This is a genomic window from Methylobrevis pamukkalensis, from assembly GCF_001720135.1.
Classification (GTDB): domain Bacteria; phylum Pseudomonadota; class Alphaproteobacteria; order Rhizobiales; family Pleomorphomonadaceae; genus Methylobrevis; species Methylobrevis pamukkalensis.
This window is the reverse complement of the sequence record NZ_MCRJ01000055.1, coordinates 20,875-27,053: the sequence shown is the minus strand read 5'-3', so window position 1 is coordinate 27,053 and position 6,179 is coordinate 20,875. Positions and strand designations below refer to the sequence as shown.

The 6,179-nt window shown below is 68.1% G+C and carries 2 protein-coding genes and 2 pseudogenes; all 4 read left to right on the top strand.

What is annotated here, in order from left to right; genetic code table 11:
* Positions 1-89: 89 nt before the first annotated feature.
* The 4 genes and pseudogenes from A6302_RS10680 (at position 90) to A6302_RS10665 (ending at position 6,178) form a co-directional block, all read left to right on the top strand.
* A pseudogene (locus tag A6302_RS10680) lies at positions 90-730 on the top strand (LysE family translocator).
* A 202-nt stretch (positions 731-932) separates the two neighbouring features.
* Positions 933-2,051: a site-2 protease family protein gene (locus tag A6302_RS10675; protein WP_069307025.1), complete on the top strand. Its 1,119-nt coding sequence runs from the start codon at positions 933-935 to the stop codon at positions 2,049-2,051.
* Positions 2,052-2,181: 130 nt separating this feature from the next.
* Positions 2,182-3,758 (top strand): annotated as a pseudogene (locus A6302_RS10670) (alkaline phosphatase D family protein).
* A gap of 713 nt (positions 3,759-4,471) precedes the next feature.
* On the top strand, positions 4,472-6,178 hold the full coding sequence (locus A6302_RS10665) for an MFS transporter (RefSeq protein WP_245294022.1): 1,707 nt from the start codon (positions 4,472-4,474) through the stop codon (positions 6,176-6,178).
* Position 6,179: the final 1 nt, after the last annotated feature.

Here is a 6,179-nt window from a genome sequence, read left to right as displayed (position 1 = left end):
CGCGTCATCCCGATTTCAGTGAATTATTGCATACTTGCCACGCACGTCGTTTTATGTCAGCAAATTATTATCATAACCTTTGCGTGCACATGCCCCTCGCCCTCTATCTCTCCGCCTTCCTTGCCGCTTTCCTCTACGTCGTCATCCCGGGTCCGCCTTCCTTGCCCTGCTCGGCATCGGCGCGGGACAGGGGCGGATGGCGGGGTTGCGGTTCATTGCCGGGCATTTTGCCGGCGACATCCTGTGGTCGGCGCTGGCGCTGGTGGCGATCGTCGGGGCGCATGTGATCGGCGAGACGGTGTTCGACGTGCTGGGCGCCGCCTGCGGCCTCTATCTCGGCTGGCTCGGCTGGACGGCGCTGACCGCGCGGCGACGCGAGGGGCGCGCGGCGGTGATGACCGTGGACCGGCCGCTGCGGCGCGGCCTGATCTTCGGCCTGACCAATCCCAAGGGCTATCCGGTGGCGCTCGCCACCTTCACCGCCCTGATCGGCACGGCCGCGACCTCGCTCGATTTCATGAGCCTGCCGCCGTTGCTGCTGGCGGCCATCGGCGGCTTCGTCGCCGGCTACGTGATCCTGATCGCCGTGATCGGCGCCGCCCCGGTGCGCCGCCTCTACCGCGCCCACGAACTCGCCATCGTCCGCGCCTCCGGGCTGCTGTTCATCGGCTTTGCCGTGCAGGCGCTGTGGCACGCCGTGCCCGGCCTTCTCGGCACGCGCCGGATCTGAACGCCGATCGATCGCTCCGAACCCGATCGATCGGAATTCGGAGCCTGCCCCGTGTTACCCTTCTCCCGCACGGGGAGAAGGTGGCCCGCAGGGCCGGATGAGGGGGCCGCGCGGCGCCCTCTGCACCCCAGGACACCTTCCGCCCGGCGCCGCGCATCCCCACATCGGGGCCAGACGATTCCTCGTGCACCACGGGTCCCCCATGTCCTGGTCCATTCCCCTCGGCCGCGTCTTCGGCTCGGAAATCCGCATCCACCTCACCTTCCTGATCCTGCTCGCCTGGATCGGCGCGGTGGGCTACGCCGAGGGCGGCGCCAGCGCGGCGCTGGACAGCGTCGCCTTCGTGGTCGCGGTGTTTGCCTGCGTGACGCTGCACGAACTCGGCCACGCGGTCGCCGCCCGCCGCTACGGCATCGCCACGCCGGACATCACGCTTCTGCCGATCGGCGGCCTCGCCCGCCTCGCGCGCATGCCGGAAAAGCCGACGGAAGAGATCGTCATCGCGCTGGCCGGACCGCTGGTGAACGTGGTGATCGCCGCCGTGCTGATGATCTTCGGCGCGGGCATCGACACCACCACGCTCTCCAGCCTCGAGCAGCCGCAATTCTCCTTCGCCGACCGGCTGGCGGCGGTGAATGTCGTCCTCGTGCTGTTCAACCTGATCCCGGCCTTCCCGATGGACGGCGGCCGGGTGCTGCGGGCGGCGCTTGCCCTGAAGCTCGGCCGGCGCCGGGCGACCGACATCGCCGCGCAGATCGGCCAGGCGACCGCGTTTGCCTTCGGCGCCTATGGCCTCTTCTCCGGCAACGCCATCCTCGTGTTCATCGCCATCTTCGTCTATCTCGCTGCCTCCGCCGAGGCCGGCCAGGTCGGGCTGATGGAACAGGCGCGCCGGGTGCGCGTCGTCGACGCCATGGTCAGCCGCTTCGAGGCGCTGCCGCCGACGGCCAGCGTGGACGATGCCGCCGAGGCGCTGATCCGCACCACCCAGCGAGAGTTTCCCGTGGTCGACGGCGCCGGCCACCTGCGCGGCCTGCTCACCCGCGACGCGATGATCCACGCGCTGAAGGCATCGGGCGCAGCGACGCCGGTGGTCGAGGTGATGACCAAGGACATGCCCGTGGTCGGCCCCGGCGCCTTCCTGGAGGCCGCCGTGCGGCTGATGCAGGAGACCAGCGCCCCGGCGGTGGCGGTCGCCGGCGTCGACGGCCGCTTCATCGGCTACGTCACCCAGGAGAACATCTCTGAACTGATGATGCTCGGCGCCGCCGACTGGCAGCGGCGACCGAAGGCGGCGCCCTCGCCCTGGGGCCGGGGCTGAGCCTGCGTACCGGCGGGCCGGGAAGCCGCGGCCTTGCCCGCCGCGCGTCATCCGGGTGACACGCCGGCGATATCCGCACGTCATCGCCCGCGCCTATTGAGGGGACCTTCCTGTCTGGAGGAGGTCCAACATGGCAATCCGCATTCGCGACGGCATCTCGCGCCGTACCCTGCTTCGCACGGCCGCCACCGGCTCGCTGGCCCTCGCCGGCGGCCTCGCCCTTCCCGCCTACAGCCGGGCGGCCTCCCGCCCGCAACTGCCGAGCGGCGTGCAGTCCGGCGACATCGGCGCCTCGCACGGCGTGCTCTGGGCCCGCGCCGACCGTCCGTCGCGCGCGGTGTTCGAGTGGTCGACCACCGAGAGCTTCGCCGATGTCCGCCGCCTGCCGGCGCTGGACGCCCTTCCCGAGACCGACTTCGCGGTCAAGATCCTCGCCGAGGACCTGCCCGCCGGCCAGGACGTGTTCTGGCGCGTCGCCTTCACCGACCTTGCGACGTCAACGCCGTCTCCGAGCCGGTCACCGGCCATTTCCGCACCGCGCCGACCGAGAAGCGCGACGTGGTGTTCACCTGGTCGGGCGACACGGCCGGCCAGGGCTGGGGCATCGACGAGGCCCGCGGCGGCATGCAGATCTACGCGACGATGCTGAAGGCCCGCCCCGACTTCTTCATCCACTCCGGCGACACCATCTATGCCGACGGCCCGATGAAGGCGGAGGTGGCCCTGCCCGACGGCACGATGTGGAAGAACGTCCTGACCGACGAGAAGTCGCGCGTGGCCGAGACGCTGTCCGACTTCCGCGGCCAGTACAAGTACAACCTGATGGACGCCAACCTGCGCTCCTTCAACGCCGCGGTGCCGATGCTCGCCCAGTGGGACGACCACGAGGTGACGAACAACTGGTCGGACTCCAAGGTGCTCGACGAGCGCTACGGCGAGAAGGCGATCCACGTGCTGGCCGCCAACGCGATGCGCGCCTTCCACGAGATGATGCCGGTCGCCACCACCCTGGCCGAGCCGCAGCGCGTCTACCGCAAGGTCGCCTACGGCCCCCTGCTCGACGTGTTCTTTCTCGACATGCGCACCTATCGCGCCGCCAACGGCGACAATGTCGAGACGGAGGAAGGCGCCGAGACGGTGTTCCTCGGCGCCGCCCAGCGCGCCTGGCTGAAGCGCGAGCTGAAGGCCTCGAAGGCCACCTGGAAGGTGCTGGCCGCCGACATGCCGCTCGGCCTGATCGTCTGGAACGACGGCAAGGCGAAGAAGGGCGCGGAGGCGATCGCCAACGCCGAGAACGGCGCCCCGCTCGGCCGTGAACTGGAGATCGCCGATCTCCTCAAGTTCATCAAGGACGAGGCGGTGCTGAACACCGTCTGGCTCACCGCCGACGTCCACTACACCGCGGCCCATTTCTACAGCCCGGACAAGGCCGCCTTCGCCGACTTCGAGCCCTTCTGGGAGTTCGTCTCCGGTCCGCTCCACGCCGGCACCTTCGGCCCCAACGACCTCGACATGACCTTCGGCCCCGAGGTCCGCTACGTGAAGGCGCCGGACGCGGAACAGGGGCAGAATCTCTCGCCCGCCGCCGGCCTGCAGTTCTTCGGGCTCGTCCGCATCGACGCGGCGAGCGAGGTGATGACCGTGGAGCTCAAGGACGTCGCCGACGCGGTGCTCTGGTCCATCGACCTCGACCCGAAGCGGGCCTGACGGTCCCATGTCCCTCCGGCGCGGCGATCGTCGCGCCGGAGGCGCCCCCTGCCGACCCGCACCGGAGAGGCCGCTCAGTCCCTGTCGAGGAACCGCAGCCCGGCCTCGTGGCCGCGGCGCCAGCGGACCTCCACCTGCCGGAATTTCGGCTGGCCGACGAGATGCAGGTCGAACCTTTCGGGCAACCGCGACAGGCGCGGACAGGATATCCGGCGGCGCCGGGGCTGATGTCGACCACCGTGCAGAACATGCCCGCGGCGCCGACATAGGCGACGCCCTTGCCGAAGACCCGCTTGCGGGTCCGGTTCCGGCGTTCGTCCCCTGCCATCCATTGCCCTTTCGCGCCGCAGCATTCCTGTCGGCTGTTATGCCTCCATCCCCTTCGCCGGCCATCTTCGACCAAAGGAGGAGGCGCCGGTGGACAACCGTCCACATGCCGCGCACGGCAAGTGGATTTATTGTCGCACCGGGAAAACAGCCTTGCGTTTTCGGAGAATGTCGCCGATTCATTCCCCTTAGGTTGCAGTTGCGAACATGATTTTCACAGCTGCGGAGAGTTGGTTTTGCAGGGTTTTCCAGGGTGGGGCCTGCAATCCGCCCTCCGGTTCCGGATCAGCCTGGTGCCTGTCGCGGAGGAGGCGACATGGCGCCGCGCCCCGGGGAAGCAACCGGAAAACAAGACAGCGACAAGATTTTTCGGGAGGGTTTGACCGATGACGATGGCAAAGGAGGGTGTGGTCGCAGCACGCCCGATGACGCGCGAGGAGAAGAAGGTGATTCTCGCCTCCTCGCTCGGCACGGTGTTCGAGTGGTACGACTTCTATCTCTACGGATCGCTCGCCGTGATGATCGGCGCGCAGTTCTTCTCGTCCTTCCCGGAAGCGACGCGCAACATCTTCGCGCTGCTCGCCTTTGCGGCGGGCTTCCTGGTGCGCCCGTTCGGCGCGCTGGTGTTCGGCCGGCTCGGCGATCTCGTCGGCCGCAAGTATACCTTCCTCGTCACGATCCTGATCATGGGCCTGTCGACCTTCCTCGTCGGCCTGCTCCCGAACTACGCCACCATCGGCGTTGCCGCCCCGATCATCCTGATCGCGCTGCGCATGCTGCAGGGTCTTGCCCTCGGCGGTGAATACGGCGGCGCGGCCACCTATGTCGCCGAACACGCCCCGAACGGTCGCCGCGGTTTCTACACCGCCTTCATCCAGACCACGGCGACGCTCGGCCTGTTCCTCTCGCTGGTCGTCATCCTGACGGTCCGCCTGACGCTGGGCGAAGAAGCCTTCATGGCCTGGGGCTGGCGCATTCCGTTTCTGCTGTCGGTCGTCCTGCTCGGCATCTCGGTGTGGATCCGGCTCCAGATGCAGGAAAGCCCCGCCTTCAAGAAGATGAAGGAGGAAGGCACCCACTCCAAGGCGCCGCTGTCGGAAGCCTTCGGCCAGTGGAAGAACGCCAAGATTGCCCTGCTCGCCCTGTTCGGCCTCGTCGCCGGCCAGGCCGTCGTCTGGTACACGGGCCAGTTCTATGCCCTGTTCTTCCTGCAATCGATCCTGAAGATCGACCTCTTCACCGCGAACGTGCTGATCGCGCTGTCGCTGATCCTCGGCACCGGCGGCTTCCTGTTCTTCGGCAGCCTGTCGGACAAGATCGGCCGCAAGCCGGTCATCCTTGCCGGCTGCGTCATCGCGGCGCTGACCTACTTCCCGCTGTTCGGGGCGCTGGTCGACTACGGCAATCCGAAGCTGTCGCGGGCGCTGGAAGACGTCAGCGTGCAGGTGGTGTCCGATCCGGCCGACTGCGGATCGCTGTTCAACCCGACCGGCACCCGCAAGTTCACCTCCTCCTGCGACCTTGCCCGCGACGTCCTCGCCAAGGCGGCGGTGCGCTACGAGACGGTGGCGGGCCCCGCCGGCCAGCCGGCGCAGATCATGATCAACGGCACGCCGGTCGTCTCCTACGACGCCGCGGCGATCCCCGCCGAGACGGTCAAGGACACGCAGGCGGCCTTCTCGAAGGCGGTGTCGGGCGCGCTGGTCGCGGCCGGTTATCCGACGGCAGGCGACGAGGAGATCGCGAAGATCGACAGCTTCGGCGATCTCTTCACCGGCAACATCGTGATGATCGTCCTCGTGCTGACGATCCTCGTCCTCTACGTGACGATGGTCTACGGCCCGATCGCGGCGGCCCTGGTCGAACTGTTCCCGACCCGTATCCGCTACACCTCGATGTCGCTGCCCTATCACATCGGCAACGGCTGGTTCGGCGGCCTGCTGCCCGCCATCTCGTTCGCGATGGTGGCCCAGACCGGCGACATCTTCTACGGCCTCTGGTACCCGATCGTGATCGCGCTCGCGACCGCCGTCATCGGCTTCTTCTTCGTGCCCGAGACCAAGCACCGCGACCTCAACACCTACGACCATTGAC